The sequence below is a fragment of the Peribacillus sp. CSMR9 genome, assembly GCF_033141925.1.
GTDB classification, from domain to species: Bacteria; Bacillota; Bacilli; order Bacillales; family DSM-1321; genus Peribacillus; species Peribacillus simplex_A.
In genome coordinates this window covers 296,028-319,412 of sequence record NZ_JAOPHO010000001.1, presented here as the reverse complement: position 1 = coordinate 319,412, position 23,385 = coordinate 296,028, and the positions used below count along the sequence as shown (strand labels likewise).

General features: G+C 40.8%; 22 protein-coding genes. All 22 read right to left on the bottom strand.

The window, feature by feature from the left end; all coding sequences use genetic code 11:
• Positions 1 to 15 precede the first annotated feature (15 nt).
• Entirely contained in the window at positions 16 to 297 is a 282-nt protein-coding gene (locus N9I19_RS01595; RefSeq protein ID WP_057913375.1) for a DUF503 domain-containing protein, read from the bottom strand.
• Positions 294 to 2,450 (bottom strand): translation initiation factor IF-2, encoded by a 2,157-nt coding sequence (gene infB / locus N9I19_RS01590; protein WP_061462444.1) that lies wholly within the window; start codon positions 2,448 to 2,450, stop codon positions 294 to 296. The genes N9I19_RS01595 and infB overlap by 4 nt, the downstream gene beginning before the upstream one ends.
• A gap of 19 nt (positions 2,451 to 2,469) precedes the next feature.
• Complete coding sequence (locus N9I19_RS01585) at positions 2,470 to 2,772, bottom strand: YlxQ family RNA-binding protein (RefSeq protein WP_057913377.1); 303 nt, start codon at positions 2,770 to 2,772, stop codon at positions 2,470 to 2,472.
• A 4-nt stretch (positions 2,773 to 2,776) separates the two neighbouring features.
• Positions 2,777 to 3,052, bottom strand: a complete 276-nt coding sequence (gene rnpM, locus N9I19_RS01580) for an RNase P modulator RnpM (protein ID WP_061462443.1) — start codon at positions 3,050 to 3,052, stop codon at positions 2,777 to 2,779.
• 17 nt (positions 3,053 to 3,069) lie between these two features.
• Entirely contained in the window at positions 3,070 to 4,200 is a 1,131-nt protein-coding gene (nusA, locus tag N9I19_RS01575) for a transcription termination factor NusA (protein WP_061462442.1), read from the bottom strand.
• Positions 4,201 to 4,243: 43 nt separating this feature from the next.
• Positions 4,244 to 4,717, bottom strand: coding sequence for a ribosome maturation factor RimP (rimP, locus tag N9I19_RS01570; protein WP_061462441.1), 474 nt, complete (start codon positions 4,715 to 4,717; stop codon positions 4,244 to 4,246).
• A gap of 193 nt (positions 4,718 to 4,910) precedes the next feature.
• Positions 4,911 to 9,233, bottom strand: a complete 4,323-nt coding sequence (locus tag N9I19_RS01565; RefSeq protein WP_317776815.1) for a PolC-type DNA polymerase III — start codon at positions 9,231 to 9,233, stop codon at positions 4,911 to 4,913.
• Between the two features lie 164 nt (positions 9,234 to 9,397).
• On the bottom strand, positions 9,398 to 11,098 hold the full coding sequence (locus N9I19_RS01560; protein WP_317776813.1) for a proline--tRNA ligase: 1,701 nt from the start codon (positions 11,096 to 11,098) through the stop codon (positions 9,398 to 9,400).
• A gap of 277 nt (positions 11,099 to 11,375) precedes the next feature.
• Entirely contained in the window at positions 11,376 to 12,644 is a 1,269-nt protein-coding gene (rseP, locus tag N9I19_RS01555) for an RIP metalloprotease RseP (protein ID WP_317776812.1), read from the bottom strand.
• 7 nt (positions 12,645 to 12,651) lie between these two features.
• Positions 12,652 to 13,812 (bottom strand): 1-deoxy-D-xylulose-5-phosphate reductoisomerase, encoded by a 1,161-nt coding sequence (dxr, locus tag N9I19_RS01550; protein WP_061462437.1) that lies wholly within the window; start codon positions 13,810 to 13,812, stop codon positions 12,652 to 12,654.
• Positions 13,813 to 13,854: 42 nt separating this feature from the next.
• Positions 13,855 to 14,652 (bottom strand): phosphatidate cytidylyltransferase, encoded by a 798-nt coding sequence (locus N9I19_RS01545; protein WP_317776811.1) that lies wholly within the window; start codon positions 14,650 to 14,652, stop codon positions 13,855 to 13,857.
• 25 nt (positions 14,653 to 14,677) lie between these two features.
• Entirely contained in the window at positions 14,678 to 15,451 is a 774-nt protein-coding gene (gene uppS, locus N9I19_RS01540) for an undecaprenyl pyrophosphate synthase (RefSeq protein ID WP_089362492.1), read from the bottom strand.
• A gap of 399 nt (positions 15,452 to 15,850) precedes the next feature.
• Complete coding sequence (gene frr / locus N9I19_RS01535; protein ID WP_061462435.1) at positions 15,851 to 16,408, bottom strand: ribosome recycling factor; 558 nt, start codon at positions 16,406 to 16,408, stop codon at positions 15,851 to 15,853.
• Positions 16,409 to 16,411: 3 nt separating this feature from the next.
• Positions 16,412 to 17,134, bottom strand: coding sequence for a UMP kinase (gene pyrH, locus N9I19_RS01530; RefSeq protein ID WP_317776810.1), 723 nt, complete (start codon positions 17,132 to 17,134; stop codon positions 16,412 to 16,414).
• 125 nt (positions 17,135 to 17,259) lie between these two features.
• Entirely contained in the window at positions 17,260 to 18,144 is an 885-nt protein-coding gene (gene tsf, locus N9I19_RS01525; protein WP_061462433.1) for a translation elongation factor Ts, read from the bottom strand.
• A 305-nt stretch (positions 18,145 to 18,449) separates the two neighbouring features.
• Positions 18,450 to 19,163 (bottom strand): 30S ribosomal protein S2, encoded by a 714-nt coding sequence (gene rpsB, locus N9I19_RS01520; protein WP_056526825.1) that lies wholly within the window; start codon positions 19,161 to 19,163, stop codon positions 18,450 to 18,452.
• Positions 19,164 to 19,315: 152 nt separating this feature from the next.
• A complete protein-coding gene (locus N9I19_RS01515; RefSeq protein WP_317776808.1) occupies positions 19,316 to 19,954 on the bottom strand; it encodes a hypothetical protein in 639 nt (212 codons plus the stop codon).
• Positions 19,955 to 20,220: 266 nt separating this feature from the next.
• The gene (locus N9I19_RS01510; RefSeq protein WP_317776806.1) at positions 20,221 to 20,511 is read right to left on the bottom strand and encodes a hypothetical protein; all 291 of its coding nucleotides are present in this window, start codon (positions 20,509 to 20,511) and stop codon (positions 20,221 to 20,223) included.
• Between the two features lie 302 nt (positions 20,512 to 20,813).
• Positions 20,814 to 21,572, bottom strand: coding sequence for a FliA/WhiG family RNA polymerase sigma factor (locus N9I19_RS01505; RefSeq protein WP_317776804.1), 759 nt, complete (start codon positions 21,570 to 21,572; stop codon positions 20,814 to 20,816).
• A 132-nt stretch (positions 21,573 to 21,704) separates the two neighbouring features.
• Positions 21,705 to 22,208 (bottom strand): chemotaxis protein CheD, encoded by a 504-nt coding sequence (locus N9I19_RS01500; RefSeq protein WP_089362487.1) that lies wholly within the window; start codon positions 22,206 to 22,208, stop codon positions 21,705 to 21,707.
• Entirely contained in the window at positions 22,201 to 22,839 is a 639-nt protein-coding gene (locus N9I19_RS01495; protein WP_317776801.1) for a chemotaxis protein CheC, read from the bottom strand. Before N9I19_RS01495 ends, N9I19_RS01500 begins: the two co-directional genes overlap by 8 nt.
• Before the next feature lie 4 nt (positions 22,840 to 22,843).
• On the bottom strand, positions 22,844 to 23,299 hold the full coding sequence (locus N9I19_RS01490) for a chemotaxis protein CheW (protein WP_317776799.1): 456 nt from the start codon (positions 23,297 to 23,299) through the stop codon (positions 22,844 to 22,846).
• Positions 23,300 to 23,385 lie beyond the last annotated feature (86 nt).

The window sequence follows — 23,385 nt, the reverse complement described above, 5'->3', positions numbered from 1 at the left end:
TATCACCTCGATAGCCTAAAGCCAGTCTATATCTGTTATTGTTCGCTCTAGTTCCGGAAAAGAATCTAGAAATTTAAGGGCATTTTGAAGTTCCCGCTCTGTAGCCTTCCTTGAGGATGTTACGGTTACGATAGTAATCTTTGTCCGCTGCCATAAATCCTGAAAATCGGTCTCGGCTACAGAAATATTGAACTTCTGTTTAAGCCGTGTCATGACACGCTGAAGCACGGCCCGTTTTTCTTTCAAAGAATGGGTGTCATGGATGATGCATTCACATTGGACAGAGCCAACGATCATTTACGTTCAATCTCTTCCATTACATAAGCTTCGATTACATCGCCTTCTTTAAGGTCGTTGTAATTTTTAATGGTAATACCGCACTCATAATTCGTTGCCACTTCTTTTACATCATCTTTAAAACGTTTCAATGCATCAATTTCACCTTCGTAAATGACGACACCTTCACGAATTAAGCGAATACCGCTATCACGTGTAATTTTTCCTTCTGTGACATATGAACCGGCAATCGTACCTACTTTAGATACTTTGAAAGTAGTACGAACTTCAGCCTGACCGATAATTTTTTCTTCGAATTCAGGGTCAAGCATCCCTTTCATAGCCGACTCGATCTCTTCGATCGCTTTATAGATGATGCGGTGAAGGCGGACATCAACATTTTCTGATTCAGCTGCACGCTTTGCATTCACGTCAGGACGGACGTTAAATCCGATGACGATTGCATTGGAAGCTGTAGCAAGGATGATGTCAGACTCTGTAATTGCACCGACGCCAGTGTGAATGATTTTCACTTTAGCGCCTTCCACTTCTATTTTATTCAGGGAAGCGGCTACTGCTTCCGCAGAACCTTGAACATCCGCTTTTAGAATGATGTTCAATTCTTTAATTTCCCCTTCTTTCATTTGCTCGAACAATGTATCAAGCGTTACACGGGATTTTTCATTACGTTGTGAAGCAAGTTGTCTCTGTGCACGCACTTCCCCAACTTGACGGGCCGTTTTCTCATCTTCAAAGACGATGAAACGATCACCGGCTTGTGGTACTTCGTTCAATCCAGTGATTTCAACCGGTGTTGAAGGACCTGCATCCTTAACACGGCGTCCAAGATCGTTAAGCATAGCACGGACACGGCCGAATGTATTACCGATAACAATCGGATCTCCGACTTTCAACGTACCGTTTTGAACAAGCAAAGTAGCAACCGATCCGCGACCTTTATCCAAACGCGCTTCAATAACCGTTCCATTTGCTTTACGAGATGGATTCGCTTTATACTCCTCCACTTCACTGACAAGAAGAATCATTTCAAGCAAGCTATCGATACCCTCACCGTTTTTAGCTGAAATTGGTACGAAAATTGTGTCTCCGCCCCAAGCTTCAGAAACTAAACCATGTTCAGTCAATTCTTGCATGACACGGTCCGGATTGGCAGCTTCTTTATCCATTTTATTGACAGCGACGATAATTGGTACTTCTGCCGCTTTAGCATGGTTAATCGCTTCAATCGTTTGAGGCATAACACCATCATCCGCCGCAACAACCAGGATCGTGATATCAGTAACTTGTGCACCGCGGGCACGCATTGTTGTAAAAGCAGCATGGCCTGGTGTATCTAGGAATGTTATTTTCTTATCGTTTACTTTAACTTGATAAGCACCGATATGCTGAGTTATTCCGCCTGCTTCGCCTTCTGTAACTTTTGTATGGCGTATAGAATCAAGCAATGTCGTTTTACCATGGTCAACGTGCCCCATGATCGTTACGACAGCCGGACGTTCAATCAAATCTTCAGAAGCGTCTTCAGTGACTAGTGACTCAAGGTCGGTAAGGTCAACACGAATCTCTTCTTCGGCCACTACACCGTATTCTGTACAAATCAATTCAATTGCATCTTTATCCAAAGTTTGGTTGATTGTAGCCATAACACCAAGCATAAAGAGCTTTTTAATGATTTCAGAAGGTTCACGATGAAGTTTTTTACCAAGTTCCATAACGGTCAAAGACTCATAAAACGTAATTTTCTCTGGAAGTTCTCTTTCCTTACGCTTTGTAACGGGAGCCTGTGGGGCTTGTTGTCTTTGTTTATTATTTTTATTCTTATTATTGCGGCCCCTGTTAAACTGCCCCGTTGGTTTTTTCGTACCTACAGGTTTAACTGGTGGTTTCTTCTTCAGTTTTTCTTTATTAACTGTGCTCTTTTCATCCGCTTCAGCTTCGTACTTCGCAACCGTAGCGTTTGCCTTTGGTTCAGCAGCTTGGCTTTTATCTTCGTTTTTAGGTTTAATTGAATCGTTTAATTTATTTACAGTTGAATCGTCTAATGCTGTCATATGGTTTGTTACCTCTATATTCATTTCTTTAAGTTTATTTATTACATCCTTGCTTGAAACGTTCTTTTGTTTTGCATATTCATATACACGCAATTTTGTCATACGTTCACCCCCGTAAAATTTAATCGAGCAGCGTTCGGAGTTTTTGTGCAAAACCTTCATCCAGAACTGCGACGGCAACTCTAGCATCCTTACCTATCGCATGGCCGAGCATAGACCTGCTTTCGACTCTTTTTAAAGGAACCTGATAAAATGCGCACTTATCAGATATTTTTTTTTCAGTGTTTTTTGAAGCGTCCGCGGATAAAATAACAACTTTGGCATTACCGCTTCTAATCTCTTTAACCACTAATTCTTCACCCGAAATTAGCTTGCGTGCCCGATTGGCCAAACCTAATAGAGACATCCATTGTTGTTGGGTCATGGTGTTAGTTTTTCTCCTTATTCACTAATTCAAGCAATTGTTCATAAAGGGAAGAATCGATTTGGGTACTAAGGTGATTAGCCAGCACGTTTTTCTTTTTGGCCAGCTCGATAACATCCCGATCAAGAGTCAAATAAGCTCCCCTTCCCGATTTCTTTCCGGTCGGATCAAGGCTGACTTCCCCTTCTTTAGATCGAACGATGCGAATGAGTTCTTTCTTCGGCTTCATTTCACCTGTAGCCACACATTTACGCATCGGGATTTTTTTTCGGCTATTCATCTTTTTTCACCTCTGAATTACTCGTTATCCTCTTCGAAATCTGTTTCCTCTTCATTAACATAACTATCTCTGCTCAAAAGGAATTCCTGTTCTTCCACTGGATAAATACCAGCTTCGCGGGCTTCCGTTTCACTCTTGATATCAATTTTCCAGCCTGTAAGTTTGGCAGCTAAACGGGCATTTTGTCCGCGCTTACCAATTGCCAGGGAAAGTTGATAATCCGGAACGATCACAGTCGTCGCCTTTTCCTCTTCTTTTACGATAACTTCAAGTACTTTTGAAGGGCTTAAAGCATTCGCAACGAAAATGACCGGATTCTCCGACCATTTAACGATATCGATTTTTTCACCCTTCAACTCATTGACGATGGCCTGAACACGTTGTCCTTTTTGGCCTACACATGAACCGACAGGATCGACTTCTTCGTTATCTGAGTGCACGGAGATTTTTGAACGGTCGCCTGCTTCGCGGGCAACTGACTTAATTTCTACTGTTCCATCAAAAATTTCAGGCACTTCGATTTCGAATAAACGTTTTAAAAGGCCAGGATGTGAACGGGATACAAAAATTTGCGGGCCCTTAGAAGTTTTTTCAACTTTAGTGATGAAAACTTTAATGCGATCATGAGGTTTATACTGTTCATTCGGCATTTGCTCATTCACCGGGAGCAAAGCTTCGATTTTACCTAGGCTCACATAGATGAATCGTGAATCTTGGCGTTGAACGATGCCAGTCATGATATCCTCTTCCCGATCAATGAATTCGGCATAAATGATGCCTCGTTCTGCTTCACGCACTCTTTGAGTAACGACTTGTTTTGCAGTTTGTGCAGCAATACGGCCGAAATCCTTTGGTGTTACTTCCATTTCGACAATATCCTCTAACTGGTAGTTGGGATCAATTGCTCTTGCTTCTTCAACAGAAATTTCCAGACGTGAATCGAATACTTCGTCAACAACGTCTTTTCTGGCAAATACACGCATAGTTCCTTTACCAAGGTTCAAGTCGATACGTACATTTTGTGCTTGGTTAAAGTTACGGCGATATGCCGATATAAGAGCAGCTTCAATCGCGTCGATCAAAACTTCCCTGGAAATTCCTTTTTCGTTTTCTAAAATATAGAGAGCATCCAATAACTCATTGCCCATGGTGATCCCCCTTACGGATATTTAAATTAATGATTTGCTTGACTTAAGAGAAGGTAATCGCCAATCTTGCTTTGGCCACCTTTTCGAATGGTATGACGATGGTTTTCTTTCTTGTCTTGATTCTGACTTCGAGTGTCACTTCTTTACCATCGAAACTGGTTAAGATTCCTTCGAATTCTTTTTCATCTAAAATGGGCTCGTATGTTTTTATGTAAACATTTTTACCGATAGCTTTAAGGAAATCCTTCTCTTTTTTCAGAGGCCTTTCAGCTCCGGGAGATGAAACTTCGAGAAAATAATTTTGTGGAATCGGATCAACCTCATCAAGCTTTTCACTGAGTTTTTCACTCACATTTCCGCAATCTTCAATATCTACGCCTGTTTCTTTATCAATGTACACTCGAAGGAACCAGCTTTTACCTTCCTTCACATACTCCACTTCGACTAATTCAAGCTGCAATTCTTCAAGAATTGGTAATGCAAATTCCTCTACAACTTCCGTTACCTTTTTACTCATTTGTTTCCTCCATACGTGCGTTGTATGCGCTTGGTTTCGGATTCAAAATTAAATGGTCAATACAACACGAAAGAGTGGGTTTCCCCACTCTTGCCATTGGTTCCTCTTAGTATTTCCAATAAAAATATACCATAATCAAGATATTTATGCAAATACCATGTCTGTTTCTTCCTTTTTGACAACAGTTTCCTCTTTAAAATAATGATAACTGATTTTGTTCAGGCAATGACTCCAGACAGCCTTGTTTATCAAGGTATTCAAGGATGGTCTTCGAAACCTTCCCCCGTTGTTGTAGGTCTTCTTTCGAGAGGAATTCACCATTCTTGCGTGCGTTGACGATATTGATGGCGGCATTCGTTCCAAGACCAGGTATTGAATTGAAAGGCGGTATCAAAGTATTTCCTTCAATTAAGAATTGATCAGCACTTGATTTGTACAAATCCACTTTAGCGAACGCATATCCGCGTTCACACATTTCCAAAGCTAGTTCAATAACCGTCAATGTATTCTTTTCCTTTGTGGATGCATCCAATCCCTTTACGGTGATTTCTTCCATTTTTGTTTTTATTGCTTGCGGCCCCCGTGTCATGGCATCGATTTCAAAATCATCGGCACGCACTGTGAAATAGGCTGCATAATACAATAAAGGCAGATGCACTTTAAAATAGGCTATCCGGACAGCCATTAAGACGTATGCTGCAGCATGGGCTTTCGGGAACATGTATTTAATCTTCTTACATGAATCGATGTACCATTCCGGCACCTCATTTTTCCTCATTTCCTCTTCAAACTCCTCTGAGAGCCCTTTCCCTTTACGTACAGATTCCATAATTTTGAACGCTAGGGATGGATCGAGTCCTTGATAAATCAGATAAACCATAATATCATCACGACAGCCTATAACCTCACTTAGTGTGCATATCCGGTTGTGGATCAGTTCCTGTGCATTGCTCAGCCACACATCGGTACCATGAGAAAGCCCTGAGATCTGAACAAGCTCGGAAAATGTCGTAGGTTTCGTATCTTCAAGCATCTGCCGGACGAAACGCGTTCCAAATTCGGGAATGCCGAGCGTACCCGTTTTACACATGATCTGTTCTTCTGTAACTCCTAAAGATTCGGTACTGCTGAATATTTTCATTACTTCAGGATCATCTGTGGGAACGGTCTTTGGATCGATGCCGCTTAAGTCTTGAAGCATCCGGATCACAGTCGGATCATCATGTCCAAGGATATCTAGTTTCAAAATATTATCGTGAATGGAATGGAAATCAAAGTGAGTTGTTTTCCATTCGGAATTCCTGTCATCAGCAGGGAATTGAATAGGTGTGAAATCATAAATATCCATATAATCAGGAACAACGATGATTCCGCCTGGATGCTGTCCTGTCGTCCGTTTCACCCCAGTACAACCGGCAACAAGTCGATCAGTCTCAGCTCCGCGCATATGGATGTTATTATCAGCGGAATACCCTTTTACATATCCATAAGCCGTTTTTTCAGCGACAGTACCAATCGTTCCCGCACGATATACATATTCTTCACCGAATAAGACTTTAGTGTAGTTATGGGCCTTTGGCTGATATTCACCAGAGAAGTTCAAATCGATATCAGGAACCTTATCTCCTTTAAATCCAAGGAAGGTTTCAAACGGGATATCATGCCCGTCTTTTGTATAAGCTATGCCACATTCGGGACAGTCCTTATCTGGGAGGTCAAACCCCGAACCTACAGAACCGTCATTGAAGAATTCGGATTTCTTGCACTCCGGACATACATAATGTGGCGGAAGAGGATTTACCTCCGTAATTTCAGTCATCGTGGCAACGAAAGATGATCCAACCGATCCCCTTGAGCCAACGAGATAACCATCATTCAATGATTTTTTTACTAGTTTATGAGAAATTAAATAAATAACGGCAAAACCATGGCCAATGATGCTTTTCAATTCTTTCTCAAGACGGGCTTCCACGATTTCCGGCAGGTTCTCTCCATAGATCTTCCTTGCCATGCCATAACTCATCTCACGCATCTCTTCTTCGGCACCTTCAATTTTAGGTGTATATAGCTCATCCTTGATTGGCTTGATTTCATCAATCATATCAGCGATTTTATTGGTGTTAGTTACCACGACCTCTTTGGCTTTCTCTGAACCAAGGAAGGAAAATTCCCGTAGCATTTCATCAGTTGTCCGAAAATGTACGTCAGGAAGCTTATGACGATTCAGCGGGTTTGCTCCACCTTGTGAATTCACAAGGATTTTCCGGTAAATTTTATCATTCGGATCCAAATAATGTACATTTCCCGTCGCTACGACTGGCTTATCCAATTTTTCACCAAGCTTGACGATATTGGAGATGATCGTTTCTAACGATTTATCATCCCGGACATATTCAAGATCAATCAGATGCTGATATACTTCCTTCGGATGAATTTCAAGATAATCGTAGAATTCTGCGATTTCGACGACTTCCTCAAACCCCTTCTGCATCATCCCTTCAAAAACTTCCCCTTTATCGCATCCCGATCCGACCAAAATTCCTTCACGATACTTTTTAAGTTGTGAACGCGGTATCCGGGGAACACGATAAAAATAATCGATGTGCGATATTGAAATTAACTTGAAAAGGTTTTTTAAGCCAGCCTGTGTTTGCGCGATCAACGTACAATGGGATGGCCGGGAACGCTGATAAGCGTTTCCTTTACCCATATTGTCATTAAGCTGATCATGATGGGTAATCTCTTTTTCCATTGCATCCTTCAGCATCTTCAGCATAAGGTAACCTGTAGCTTCGGCATCATAAATGGCCCTATGATGCTGGGTCAAATCAATATCGAACTTTTTACATAATGTATTTAACCGGTGGTTTTTAAACTCCGGATATAAGAAACGGCCAAGTTCCAATGTATCAAGAACAGGATTGGAAGCTTTAGGATATCCCATGTTTTTATAACCTATATTCAAAAAGCCCATATCGAAGGCTGCGTTGTGGGCAACAAGGATCGCATCGCCTGCCCAGTTCTTGAACTTTTCTAGTACTTCCGAGACTTCTGGAGCATTTTCCACGAGATCATCAGTGATTCCAGTCAAGTCTATCGTCGTATTGGATAATGGGTGATGCGGATTCGCAAATGACTCAAATCTATCAATGATGTCCCCGTCACGAATTTTCACTGCAGCAAATTCAATGATCGTATCATAAACAGCTGACAGACCAGTCGTCTCTACGTCAAACACAACGTAGGTGGCATCTGCCAAAGGAATATGCGCCTCATTATAAACAATGGGCACCCCATCATTCACAAGGTTCACTTCGACGCCATAAAGGATTTTAATACCATTCTTTTTCCCGGCACTATAAGCTTCAGGGAATGATTGTGCACCTGCGTGATCCGTAATGGCAACAGCCTTATGCCCCCACTTGGCAGCCTGGGCAACAAGAGCAGAAGTAGGCGTCACTGCATCCATCTGGCTCATCGGGGTATGCATATGCAGTTCTACACGCTTTTCACCTTCAGGTGCCTTATCCTGCCGTCCTTGTTTAGAAATTTCATTTATATCATTTGCGATCATTACCAGGTCACGTACGAATGTATCATTTTGGATACTGCCTTGGGCACGTACCCACATCCCTTTTTTCACTCGGGCAAGTATGGCAGCATCCTCTTTATCACGCGAAAACATTTTGACTAATATTGAGCTTGTATAATCCGTGACTTTAAACGTCAAGAGGCTCCGTCCGCTGCGTAACTCACGGACTTCTGCATCAAACACGAAACCTTCGACAGCAATCCTGCGTTCTTCATCGATAATCTGTTCGATTCTGCGGAAATCCGCATCTTCTTTAATCGTATAGCCAATTTTAACCGGTCCTTCGTAGACGCCTTCGTCGCCGCCTTTTTCCGATTCTTTTTTCTGCATTTCCACTAAGGCAGCAAGTCCCTTTTCCGCGTCTTCCTTTTGTTTCTCTTCTAAAAACTTCTGGTAATCAGGATTCGAAACCGTTTCCTTCACTTCCGCTTCCAAAGTCAACGGGGGAAAACCGAAAGTTTGGTAGATATTCGAAATGATGCCGGAGTACTTACGTTTCAATTGGCCAGCCTCCGTATCATTCCGGGCGCTTACGATAAGTTTATATCCATTCACTGCGGGCTCTTGTTCATTCAGAAGTGACAACAGGGCTGGAGACATTCCTTCAAGCTCGCCAATGCAGTTTTTCCAATATTCTTTTACCAATTGTTCCGTCACTTGCGGATTGGCCACATTTAAGTTGAACGTTACCTTCGCAATATGGGAAAACGTACTTGCTAATTGAGTAGCAAGTCTTGTATGAACACTGCAAGGAATTAATGCAGGTATATTAAAGGTAAAATGCCATTTTTTGGACTCCCTCTCGATTGAGAGTTTATCAATTTCGGCACCTATGAAATAATTCACAAAGGCATCCTCAGTCAAGTCCATTTGCTGGAGCAAGAGTTGAAATCTCTCTCTACCGCTATTTGGATTTTGATCCATTTCCTCTCTCCCCTATCTACTATCTCTAAGATATTATTCATTATCATTTTCACTATGATATCAGAGGCTATTATAACATATCACGAGTGTTTCACTAGTATCTAAATCCATGAAAAAAAAGGCATCATCCAATTGAATGATGCCTAATTCCCCAATTTTTAAAATTACCCAAGTATTTCTTGAAGCTTTTGAATAAGTTCAGCTCTTTCTATTTCAAGAACCTCACCCGTTTTACGGATTTTCACTTCGACGATTCCCTCGGATGCCTTTTTACCGACCGTCACCCTGACAGGAAGACCGATCAGGTCAGAGTCGGCAAATTTTACGCCAGCACGTTCTTGACGATCATCCATAAGAACATCCATGCCTTGTGCCTTTAGATCATTATACAAATCTTCTGCCAGGACAGCCTGAGCCTCATCCTTCATATTGATTGGAATCAAATGGACTTGGTATGGTGCTAAATTCGCTGGCCAGACCAATCCTTTTTCATCGTTGAATTGTTCAGCTACAGCTGCAAGCGTACGTGAAACACCAATTCCATAACAGCCCATTATCATAGGCTGAGACCGTCCATTCTCATCTAGGAATGTTGCATTCATAGCTTCGGAATATTTTGTTCCCAGCTTGAATACGTGGCCTACCTCAATTCCTTTGGCAAATTTAATTTTTCCGTTTCCGTCCGGTGATGGGTCACCCTCTTGAATGAAACGAAGGTCTATAAAATTGTCCACGTTAAAATCACGAGTGGGATTTACGTTCATATAATGATGGTCTTCTTCATTTGCACCACAGATTCCATTAACCATAGCTTCTACGGCAACATCGGCTATCACTTCCACTTCAGAAGTGACATTGATTGGTCCAAGGGATCCAATTGCACATCCTAAGACTTCTTTCGTTTCATTCGGATCGACCAATTCAACGATTGAAGCGTTATAGAAATTCTTCAGCTTGATATCATTTACTTCATGATCCCCTCGTACCAATACAAGCACATACTTTTCATCCACTTTAAATAATAGCGATTTGATTAGTTTCTCTGCATCTGTATTTAAGAATGAAGTCACGTCTTCAATAGATTTTTGGCCAGGTGTATGAATTTTTTCAAGTGCAATTTGTGCTTCGGAACTTTTTTCATATTTTACACTCACCGGTGCCATTTCAATATTCGCTGCATATTCGGAAGTATCAGAATAGGCGATGGTATCTTCCCCTATTTCGGATAGGACCATGAATTCGTGTGTATCCTTTCCGCCCATCGCCCCAGAATCAGCAATGACGGCACGGAAGTCCAACCCACAACGGCTAAATATATTTGAATATGCCGCATATATATTTTTATAAACAGCATCCAGGCTTTCTTGATTGGCATGGAAAGAATAAGCGTCCTTCATGATGAACTCACGTCCACGCAACAATCCGAAACGCGGTCTTTTTTCATCACGGAATTTGGTTTGGATTTGGTAAACCGTTAAAGGAAGACGCTTGTATGATTTCACCTCATCACGAACTAAGCTGGTTATCACTTCTTCATGTGTGGCACCTAGCGCAAATTCACGGTTATTGCGGTCCTTAAGGCGCATCAACTCTGGACCATAGGTATACCAGCGTCCAGATTCCTGCCAGAATTCAGCTTGTTGTAAAGCAGGCATCAATAATTCTACTGCACCAGCATTCTCCAACTCTTCCCGAACGATCGCTTCAACCTTTTGAAGCACCTTTTTTCCAAGCGGCATAAAACTGTAAACCCCGCTGGAGTTTTGTCTCATAAATCCTGCACGTAATAGAAGCTGATGACTTTTGATTTCAGCATCTGCAGGCACTTCTCTCAATGTAGGGATTAACGTCATACTTTGTTTCATATCTGCACCTCTTCAATATTTCCTTTAAATTAAACTGCGGCTGCGGTAAAATTCATACTGCAGCATGAATACGGTCATATCATACAAAAAAGTCTTTCTGCGCTATTCAGAAAAGCTAATTTAATATACTCATTCTCGATTATACTTACGATTTCCTTAGAAAACAAACTATTTCCCTAAAACGGTTAAAAAACTAGGAAATGGCTATTCCTTCTTGGAGATAAGAAACAGCCAACAGAAAAATCTGCTGGCCTGTTTTACCTTATCCAAACATGTCTTATAAGAAGAACCGCTGAATGTCATTCCATGTAACGACTATCATCAATAACATCAGCAAAGCAAAGCCGATGAAGTGAACCATTCCTTCTTTTTGGCGATCGATCGGTTTTCCTCTTAAGAATTCGACAACAAAGAATAACAGTCTTCCTCCATCCAATGCCGGTAGCGGCAGCAAGTTCATGATTCCCAAGTTAATGCTCAGCAGCCCTGCCCATTTCATTAACGTGAATAAACCTTGTTTCGCTACTTCTTCAGTTGATTTATATATTCCTACAGGACCGGATAGGCTGTCAATCGAAAATCCACCTGTTACGAGGTCACCAAGGATGATGAAAATTTGTTTTGTCCAAAAATATGTTTCCGTAAAACCGTATTGTATAGCTTTAATCGGTGCTTTTTCAACTGGAGGGTAAACTCCGATAATCCCGATTTTCTTACCTTCCCTCTCCACTTCTTGTGGAATGACCGGCACTTCTAACGTTTTCCCGTCCCTGTCCACGACAAACTCGATCTCTTGCCCAGGGTTCTTTTGAATGCTTTCCTGAACATCTTCCCAAGATGAGACTTCCGTCCCTTCTATGGATTGAATGACATCACCAGATTTTAACCCGGCATTAACAGCCGAACCGTCTGCAGTCAGCTCACCAAGTTTCGCTTCATCCACCACGACCCCTTGAAACAGGCCGATCAACACAAAAATGACAAAAGCCAAAACAAAGTTCATTGCTGGTCCAGCTACTATCGTCAGGAAGCGATGCCCAAGCGACTTTGAAGCAAATTGCCGGTCATATGGAGCAATCTGGTTCTCTACACCATTTTCAACGATTACCGCTTCTTCATGAATGGTAAACGTTTTTAAATTATCTTCCTCACCTTCTTCATAACCAGTAAGGATAAGCTTATGGTCAAGGTCGATCACTTCAACTTCTACAAGACGAATATCAGGATATTTATCTTTATTGTTCAAAATGATTTTTGTAACATTCTCTTCATTATCAAACATCAATCCTACTCGATAGCCGGGCTTCAATTCTATATTTTCTGCATCTTCACCAGCCATACGCACATACCCGCCCAGCGGAAGCAATCGAATGGTATAAACGGTTTCCTTCTTTTTATATGTGAATACTTTTGGGCCGAAACCGATTGCGAACTCACGGCATAAAATTCCGGCACGCTTTGCAAACACTAAGTGTCCAAGCTCATGGAAAAATACAAGAGCGCCAAAAATGATGATGAACGCTATAATCGTTTCTAAAGTCTGCATGTTCCGGTCACCTATCTTTCACTAAAGATTCTATATACTGCCTTGTCATATTATCCACTTCCTGAATCGTTTCTAAATCCGGAAGGGCCATCACGGAATGCTGATTCAGCGCTCTTTCAATTAACGTTTCAATTTCAAGGAAGGATACCTTTCCAGATAAGAAAGCAGCGACTGCCGCTTCATTGGCGGCATTCAGCACGGTAGTCATCGTTCCGCCCATTTTACCCGCTTTATAGGCGAATTGCAAACAAGGATATCTAGTGAAATCCATATCGCTAAAATGCAGTTTGCCTGCTTCAGCCAAATTCAGGCGCTTGCGTCCTGCCAACGGAATACGGTCCGGATAAGTAAGTGCATATTGAATCGGCACTCGCATATCCGGTGTTCCCAGTTGTGCAATCACGCTGGAGTCATGAAACTCAACCATGGAATGGATGATACTCTCCTTATGTAGCAATACATCAATTTTATCGTATGGAAGATCAAATAGCCAGTGGGCCTCAATCACTTCCAAACCCTTATTCATCATTGATGCTGAATCAATCGTGATTTTAGCTCCCATTGACCAGTTCGGATGGTTCAATGCCTCTTCCACCGTTACATCCTTCAATTCTTCCCTGGTCCGATCGCGAAAACTGCCACCTGAAGCAGTAATGACAAGACGTTCTATATTTTTTTCCTTTTCACCCTGCAATGCCTGAAAAATAGCGGAATGCTCGCTGTCAACCGGCAGCAAACGAACCCCCGCTTTTTTAGCTTCACTTATGACCAAATGACCTGCCGTTACCAAAGTCTCCTTGTTGGCGATAGCAATATCTTTTTTAGCCTTTATCGCTTGAAGCGTCGGATAAAGGCCCACGCTTCCGATGACGGCATTGACCAATATTGTCGCCTGATCATATACAGCAACAGCAGACAGTCCCTCATCGCCATACATGAACTCGATATCTTTGCGGCTGAAGAATTCACTTTTCAAAACATGATAATCTTCTTCCGTCTGGACCGAAACTAGTTTCGGTTCAAACTCTTGTATATAAGTCCTGACCAATTCTATATTCTTTCCAGCAGAAAGAGCCACTATCTTGAATTGGTCAGGATGTGACCTCACCACATCCGCTGTTTGTTGACCAATCGAACCTGTCGCGCCCAAAAGGCTGATGTTTTTCAAATTGCTCATCTCCTAATTCATATAACACTGCCTATTTTTATATTATAAAACATGCAATAAATGCAAAATCGGTAAAATGAATATCAAGCTATCAAGCCTGTCCAAAATTCCGCCATGTCCCGGGAGAAGATTGCCGGAATCCTTAACCCCATAATGACGTTTATACGCCGATTGGACGAGATCCCCCAATTGGCCGAATACCCCAATGATTAATGAAATCAATAATAATTGTAATAACGTGTAGTCAAGACTCGAGAAGATGTAAAATAGCACACCCACTACCATCGCAGAAAATAATCCGCCGATAAATCCTTCCACAGTCTTGTTTGGACTTATTTCTGGCCATAGCTTCCTTTTACCAAGTGATTTACCTATGAAGTAAGCTCCGGAGTCGGTTGCCCAAATCGTGAATAGGGTAAGCAAGATATAAATCAGACCCAGTCCTAAAGAGTCACGTGTTTCAAATAGGAAGTAGAAACCCATTCCCAAGTATAAGATTGAAATCACTAAAAAGCCTGCGTCATCAAAAGTAAAACGGTTTTTAGAAACAACTGTATAAAGTAACAGCAGCAAAACCCCGATTAAGAAGACTTGCACTTTATCGTAATTTATTTCTGCTAAAAAAGCGGTATGTTCATTAGGCAATAAAAGTACCCACAATAATATATGAGAAAGTAACGCCTCAAAAGATACAACGCGTAAATTTTTCATTTTCATCAGTTCATACAAACCAATGGACCCTAACAGATAAACTGTCAGTAAAAAGGGAACTCCCCCTAAAATGACTAGTGGAATGAAGATAGCGGCAACTACGACCGCCGTAATAATTCGTTGTTTCATTATTCCATTTTCCTCGCCTTCTAAATTAAACGCCACCGAATCTTCGTGAACGTTTTTGATACTCCTCAACTGCCTGCAATAAATGCCCCTCACTAAAATCCGGCCATAGCACCTCAGTAAACCACATCTCAGTATAAGCCGCCTGCCAAAGCATGAAATTACTCAAACGGATTTCACCACTTGTACGGATCAGTAAATCAGGATCCGACAAATGTTTGGTCATCAGGTAACTGGATATAATTTCCTCTGTTGCATTTTCCTTTATTATACCATTCTTAACATCTTGAATAATGCTATTCACTGCAGATACAATCTCCCCACGGCTTCCATAGTTCAGGGCAAAATTCAGAATCATCCCATCATTATCCTTCGTGTCTTCCATTGCCCGTTTAACGGCATTTTGAGTATGTGAGGGAATGAGTGACAGGTCCCCGATCGTTTCAACTCTTACATTTTCAGAAATGAGCTCGGGTAAAAATGTCCCAAGAAATTCCTGGGGAAGCTTCATCAAAAAGTCGACTTCACTTTTCGGGCGTTTCCAATTTTCAGTGGAAAACGCATAGACTGTCAAAGTTTTGACCCCTAATTTATTGGCAACTTTCGTAATTTTACGAACGGTTTTCATTCCTTCATGATGACCTGCCACACGTGGCAATGCACGCTTTTTGGCCCAGCGGCCGTTTCCATCCATAATGATGGCGATATGCTGAGGAACATCAAACTGTTTAATATGCTGAATCCTATTAGTTACATCGGAAGAAGCATCTTTTTTAACGAAACGCTTCCATAGTGAATACATATGTTAGTCCCCCATCAGGTTGTACTTATCTCTCTACAAAGGCAAAGTTAACGTGCACTATGTATATCAAGCTTTCTGCCGCTTAAAAAGAATCTATATCATAATATCAAAAAAAAACTGGTTCTCATATTATTATTATGAAAATTATTTCTTCATTAGAAGCTAGAAAGGGAGAAATCATTACTTCTTTTTTTCTAAAACCGGTTATGATTACCGTGAAAAATGCAAAAAAAGGACCACCTCCAACGTTTGCATGCTACATACTAACTCAAGGAGTAATCATTATCGGAGAAACCTTATTATAACAGTTTTCTCTTTTAAGCACACCTATATGTTAGAATCAAGACATGACCCAGTATGGATTCGGCCCTCTTTATTTAATCAATTCTTTAAGTAAAATTATACTTCCAAAATTTCTTTTTCTTTATCTTTTGTAATATCATCGATTTTCGTGATATTGCCATCTGTCATCTTTTGGATGTCATCAGCATAGCCACGTAAGTCATCTTCAGTGATTTCACCATTTTTTTCAAGCTTTTTCAAATCATCATTAGCATCGCGACGCACATTACGGACAGCTATTTTCGCTTCTTCCGCTTCTTTTTTAACAACTTTCACAAGTTCTTTTCTGCGTTCTTCAGTTAACGCGGGGATGGCTATCCTGATGATTGAACCATCATTAGAAGGATTCAAGCCTAAGTCTGATTTCAAAATCGCCTTTTCGATTTCACCCAATACCGTTTTATCATATGGTTGAATGACTAAAAGCCTAGCTTCCGGGACAGAAATACCAGCCACCTGATTAACCGGTGTCGGCGAACCATAATAATCAATCGAGATTTTATCAAGCAATGAGGCATTTGCCCTTCCGGCACGGATGCTGGCTAATTCACGTGTATACGCTCCAATGGCTTTTTCCATTTTCGTTTTCGCATTCGAAATAACTTGTTTCGGCATCTTTTATTTCCCCCTTACAATAGTTCCAAGCGTTTCGCCTAGTACGGCCCGTTTAATATTACCTTTTTCCATAATCGAGAAGACGATCAATGGAATATCATTGTCCATGCATAGTGAGGACGCGGTCGAATCCATTACTTCTAAGCCTTCTTTAATCACATCAAGATAGGAAAGCGTATCATACTTCACTGCATTTTTGTCCTTAACCGGATCTGCATTGTATACGCCATCCACATTATTCTTCGCCATCAAGATGACATCAGCTTCAATTTCAGCAGCACGCAGGGCGGCAGTGGTATCCGTTGAGAAGTATGGATTACCTGTACCAGCTGCAAAAATCACCACTCTCTTTTTCTCTAGATGCCTGATTGCACGTCGTCTAATGTATGGTTCTGCAACTTGTCTCATCTCGATGGAAGTTTGTACACGCGTTTCAATTCCAAGCTGATCAAGGCTGTCTTGTAACGCCAATGAGTTCATGACTGTAGCCAGCATCCCCATATAATCGGCATTAGCACGATCCATGCCCATTTCGCTGCCTATTTTGCCGCGCCAAATGTTTCCGCCGCCAACCACAACAGCCACTTCCACATCAAGCTCAGCCACTTCCTTGACTTGTTCAGCAATAGATTTAATTACTGCAGGGTTAATTCCAAATCCTTCTTCACCGGCTAATGCTTCGCCACTTAATTTTAGAACTACACGTTTATATTTAGCGTTACTCATGAGAACCTCCAACTATGTAATCTTTTCATTCGTTCATCATGCTTTCTTGCAATATTACCAAAAATTCATGACATTTCAAAAAATAGGGAACACCAGAGTGTTCCCTATTATTAATTATCTGACAATTAGTCTTTTTTAACTTGGTTCATTACTTCTTCAGCAAAGTTTTCTTGACGTTTTTCAAGACCTTCCCCTACTTCATAACGAACGAATGATTGGATTTTTCCGCCTTTTGATTCAACGAATTGTCCCACTTTTTGATCAGGGTTTTTAACGAAAGCTTGTTCGTTCACACAGATTTCTTCGTAGAATTTATTGATACGTCCTTCAACCATTTTTGCAACGATTTTTTCTGGTTTACCTTCGTTAAGCGCTTGTTGAGTAAGAACTTCGCGTTCGCGATCTAATTCACTAGCATCGACTTGGTCACGAGAGATATATTTAGGGTTAATTGCAGCGATGTGCATTGAAACGCCTTTTGCTGCATCTTCGTCAGTTGTACCTTCAAGAACTGATAGTACGCTGATACGTCCACCCATGTGAAGGTATGCACCAAATGCGTCGTTATCTGTTTTAGTAACAACTTGGAAACGGCGAAGAGTTAATTTTTCTCCGATTTTAGCAACTGCAGCATTGATATGATCTGCAACTTTTTCTCCATTTTCCATTGTTTGTTCAAGAGCAACTTCAACGCTTTCAGGTTTGTTAGCAAGAAGGAATGAAGCCAAGTCTTTAACAAGTGTTTGGAATCCTTCGTTTTTTGCAACGAAATCTGTTTCTGAGTTCACTTCAAGAATAACCGCTTGGTTTCCTTCTACAACGATTGAAGTTAAACCTTCAGCAGCAATACGGTCGCCTTTGTTAGCAGCTTTTGCAATTCCTTTTTCACGTAGGAAATCGATTGCCTTTTCCATATCGCCTTCTGTTTGTACAAGTGCCTTTTTACAGTCCATCATACCGGCACCAGTTTTTTCACGCAATTCTTTAACTAATTGTGCAGTGATTGCCATAATATATATCCTCCTCAAATTAAATGCAGTTTATTCAATCTTTACCCATTTTTACCAAAAAATACTTGTTATCATCAAAGAAAATAACGAGCAAAGGCAATATTCCAGAAAAGCCATCCACTTAGTCAGTCAATTTGACGGAACTAAATACTTAATGATTTCTTTTCCTTAAAAATCGACTATACCTTTTAAAAAACATTCCGTACAGTGATTTATGTACGCTTATTTAGTGCAAAAAAAAGGGATAAAAGGCATTATCCTCTTATCACCTTTTTTCTTACTGAATAAGCAACCTTTTTTGCTTATTAAGCAGTAGTTGTTTCAGTTGCTGTTTCTTCGCCTTGTTTAGCTTCTAAGATAGCATCTGCCATTTTACCTGTTAATAATTTAACAGCACGGATTGCATCGTCATTCGCAGGAATAACTACATCGATTTCATCCGGATCACAGTTTGTATCAACGATACCTACAAGTGGAATGTGTAATTTGTGTGCTTCCGCAACAGCAATACGCTCTTTGCGAGGGTCGATAACGAAGATCGCATCTGGAAGAGTCTTCATATCTTTAATTCCGCCTAAGAATTTTTCTAAGCGATCCCATTCTTTTTTAAGTTGGATAACTTCTTTTTTAGGAAGGACTTCGAAAGTTCCGTTTGCTTCCATTTTTTCGATATCTTTAAGACGAGTAATACGTTTTTGGATTGTTTCAAAGTTTGTTAAAGTTCCACCTAACCAACGTTGGTTTACATAGTACATACCAGAACGGATAGCTTCTTCTTTAACAGATTCTTGAGCTTGTTTTTTAGTACCAACGAAAAGAACAGTTCCACCGTTAGCAGCTAGTTCTTTCACGAAGTTATAAGCTTCTTCAACCTTTTTAACTGTTTTTTGAAGGTCGATGATGTAGATGCCGTTACGCTCAGTGAAGATATATTTCTTCATTTTCGGGTTCCAGCGACGTGTTTGGTGTCCGAAATGCACACCAGCTTCAAGCAATTGTTTCATAGAAATGACTGACATTTTAGTTCCTCCTAAATGGTTTTGTTTTTCCTCCGCACCGATCATTTTCATACAGAAACTGTCGAAACAGCACCATCTGCAAGAATCACGGGGCGTGTGTATTAACACCATTTCATAATATACCATAATGATTCTTCTCAATCAAGTAATATCTATCTATTCATGCGAAACTTTAGTAATAGCTCTATTTCCGTTTGACCGCGACCTAGCCTTTTGGCGATTTCTTCAATTGAATGACCTTGATCAGCTAACATATCTACTTGTTCATTTAATGAATGTTCATTTACCGAGGCCTGTAACATGTCCGCAAATTCTTTACCCGTCGCCTTCCCCTCGTTCGGAAGGGTGGTGGCAGCTGATGAAAGTTCCAATTTGTCCTCAACTATTACGGGTAAAGCATTATCCTCATCGTCTTCAGTCATTATTTTGTAAGCGTTGGTCGCCTGCTTTTTAGTCGCGGCACTTCTTCCCTCTTTATACTCTTTCAGCATGTTTTGTTCTTGTTTTACTTCTTTATCTTCCATGGTTTCTCTAATTGCGCCATGTTCTTTTATTTTTTGATCATGCTCGGAATCCATTGCAACCGAATTGGTGAATGCCTTTACCAATATCTCGTTGTCCTGTTTCATCTCAATCAAAAAACCAGACAAAAGTTGTTCCATTTCATCAATTATGGCTTTTTGGTCTTTTTCCACCTTACTTAAACGGTTTTGCCGAAGATATAAAACGATGATGGCGAAAATGGTGAATATATTTAATACAAACAACAGAAACATAAAAAATACTGACATGTTGCCTCCTAATTAACCGGAATAGTCAATCCAGTTTCCTTTATACGGATGGGGATCATTTTTCAATGTTGTTTTTTGGGGGATTTCTTTCTGTTTATATTTTTTTTGAGACTGTCCCTTGTCTGCATTTCTTTCTTTTTCATAGGCTGTTTTCACATACTTTGTTGCTATTTACCAGGTATTGAGTTGTGGTTGATTTCCCCTCCAGATGCTCGCTTTCCGCGGGGCGGGCGGTGAGCCTCCTCGGCGTAAACGCCTGTGGGGTCTCACCTGTCCCGCTGCTCCCGCAGGAGTCTCGCACTTCCGCTCCAATCAACCTTAAATAGTTTCGTTTTAAAAACAACAATCTTTACGAAAAGAGCCTTTTCATAAAAATGGGCCGGAAGCTTTCGTTCTTCACCTACAACGGTCCTTTGTTTTCGTTCTGAATCCTTTTGGACTTGATGGGCAGCATGATCTTGTTGGATTAAATTCTTTTGTTGATTTTGCTCTTGGATTTTCCCTGCATCCTGTGTTCGTGGGATTGCAATTTGCATCTCAATCGCTTTTAAACTCATATGGAAACCGCCTTTCCATTTCCAATAACCAGACAAAACCGAGCTGAAAGTGAGTTCTCATTGGACTTCTTAATAATATTTATGATTACCTTACGGAGTAAGGGACACTTGAACTGCTCTTCGTGACCAAGTTCAGTTCGAAATTCTGTGATTTCGAAACATTTATTGAAGTGATGGGTTCCTAAGTCCTTTCAGGGCTGCCCCTGACTTTAAAGAAGGCATTTTTCGTTCAACCGGATCTATGATCAACAGGATGCATCTCTGGCTCCATTCCCTTTTCAAACAAAATATGATTAATTCTTTTAATTTTGCATCGAGTTTCTTAATTTATATATCGCTTTCGAGTGAATCTGGGATATCCGAGACGTAGATAGGCTCATCACTTGTCCGATTTCGGTTAATGTCAGTTCTTCTTTATAAAAAAGTTGTAAAACCAACTGTTCTTTTTCATTAAGCGTTTCTATGACTTTGGCTAATTCCACATACAGTTCTTCCCTTAAAACATGTTCCTCAGGTAAATCCGCCTTTTCATCTTTAATATGAAAATTCGTGCTTTCTTTGTCGTCTTGTTCTTGGGGATTTTCATCCATCGAAAGTACATTGGCAAAGAAATTCCCATTTAACGCAGCATATACTTCATCTTCCGGAATATTCAATTCCGCAGCAATCTCGTTTGGAGAAAGGTTTCTCATATATCGCTGTTCTAGCTTTTCTATTGCAGATTCAATTTTCTTGGCTTTATCTCTTGCACTCCGTGGAAGCCAATCCTCTTTTCTTAATCCATCTAAAATAGCACCACGAATTCTAAATGAAGCATATGTATCAAATTTCAGGTCACGCTTCGTCTCAAAACGTTCCAGGGCATCGAATAATCCCATCATCCCTAAACTCCTTATATCATCCCGGCTCACATTTTTAGGAAGGCTTACTGAAATGCGTTGAACATGATACGATACGAGAGGGGTGTATTTCTTAACTAAAATGTCCCCGGCTTGCGGATCCCTGCAATCAACCCAATTTTCCCAATATATCTGCTCTTCTTCGATGGTCAGACGAGACATTGGACATCCTCCTTACATTATAAACGTCTTGTGATCAAAATTACTCTTAAAGGCATAAATGCAACAATAATTTGATTGCAAGTGTACCTGTCATATTTTCAGCTGTTCTTTTTAAGTAAAGCCTAATCGTTACTATATGTTTTTTGTCCCTTTATTAGCGGTCCGTATATTCAGTAAACAATCGTTCAAATTGAACTCGATCGTTCTACCGCTATTACCGCCTATATCTTCTGCAACGACTTGAATGCGCAAGTCAGATAACTCTTTCCGGACAGCATCCACATTTCGGGGTCCTATTCTCATTAAATCTCCTCCAGAAGCAAATTGAAACATTTGCGCACCACCAGCCAACTTCGCTTTTAGGAATCGAATTCTTGCTCCTTCATTTACTAAAAGCTGCACTAATTCCTTTATCGCCGTATCAGCAAATTTGGCAGCGTTGATCTGTCCTGATTTAGCGAGTGAAGAGTCAGGCAGCATAATGTGAGCCAAACCGGCAATCCCCTTTTTTTGGTCATATACCACAACACCAACACATGACCCCAGCCCTGAAGTGCGAATCGAATATGGAGGTTTTATAATATTCATATCCGCTATTCCAACCTTCACAACCTTGACCTTTATCAATTCAGTCATTAAGTGACACTCCTAAAGCGGAAAAAATGGTATCAAAAAATCCGGGATCAGGTAAAAGAAAGAAATGACCGTCAATGGATTCAGCAAAATGCTGATCTTTTTCAAGTACAGTATCAATGACAATGGCTGCGTCACTTACTTGAGATAATTCCAATAAACCATAACTGATTGTGGCCCCTACCATATCAATGCTCAATGACGGTACGGATGGATAGATATTCAATCGAGTGAAATCGGAAAGTGAAGAAAGATAGGATCCAGATAAAATATTCCCTAATTCCAAAAGGCAGGAGAGTGCCAATTCGGTATAGGGCGTGGAATCTATCAAAAAGGTTCCATCACCAGTCATTTGACGAATCAAGTATTGGGCTACAGGAAGTGAAAGGATAAAAAACATACTCCCGGAAGCATCTCCTTCTATTCTAAGGAAAACGCTGGCAACGACGTGATCGGCCCCGCCAGCCATTTCCATCATTTCATCAAAGGAAACGACCCGAGCATTTGGAACATTCATATCAATTTTCCTATTAAGGATGGCAGAAAGAGCTGTTGCTGCGTTGCCTGCACCTATATTGCCAATTTCCTTCAAAATATCGAGTTGAAGAGGATTGATTTTCTCAATGAACGACATGTGATTATCCTTCTTTTAACATATTTTCAGTCACTTCTAGACTTAAAGCCTTTTCCAAATTAATCAGGACGAGCAGACGCTTTTCAATTTTAGCCACTCCGCTTATGTATTCTGATGCTAAATGTCCCACAACTTCAGGCTGCGGCTCGATACTATCCACCGGAATATCCAAAACATCATTGGCAGAGTCCACTATCAACCCAACTTCCATATCATCCAAAATGACGATGATGATCCTTGTTGATTCATCATAAGCCACCTCTTCGAAACCAAAACGTACCCGTAAATCAATGATTGGAGTGATAACACCCCTTAAATTTATGACTCCCTTAACAAACTGAACAGCCTTTGGAACTCTGGTAATATGCAGAAGCTTTTCGATACCTCTGACCTTTTCCACCGGAATGGCATATTCTTTATCCTTAATTTGAAAAACGATTACTTTCATATCCTGCGACATCCGTTCCCCTCCTTTAAAAAACTTCATGATGACAGGTATAACCTTAATGAGAACTTGAATGCGGTACGGGCGAGCAAACGTCCCAT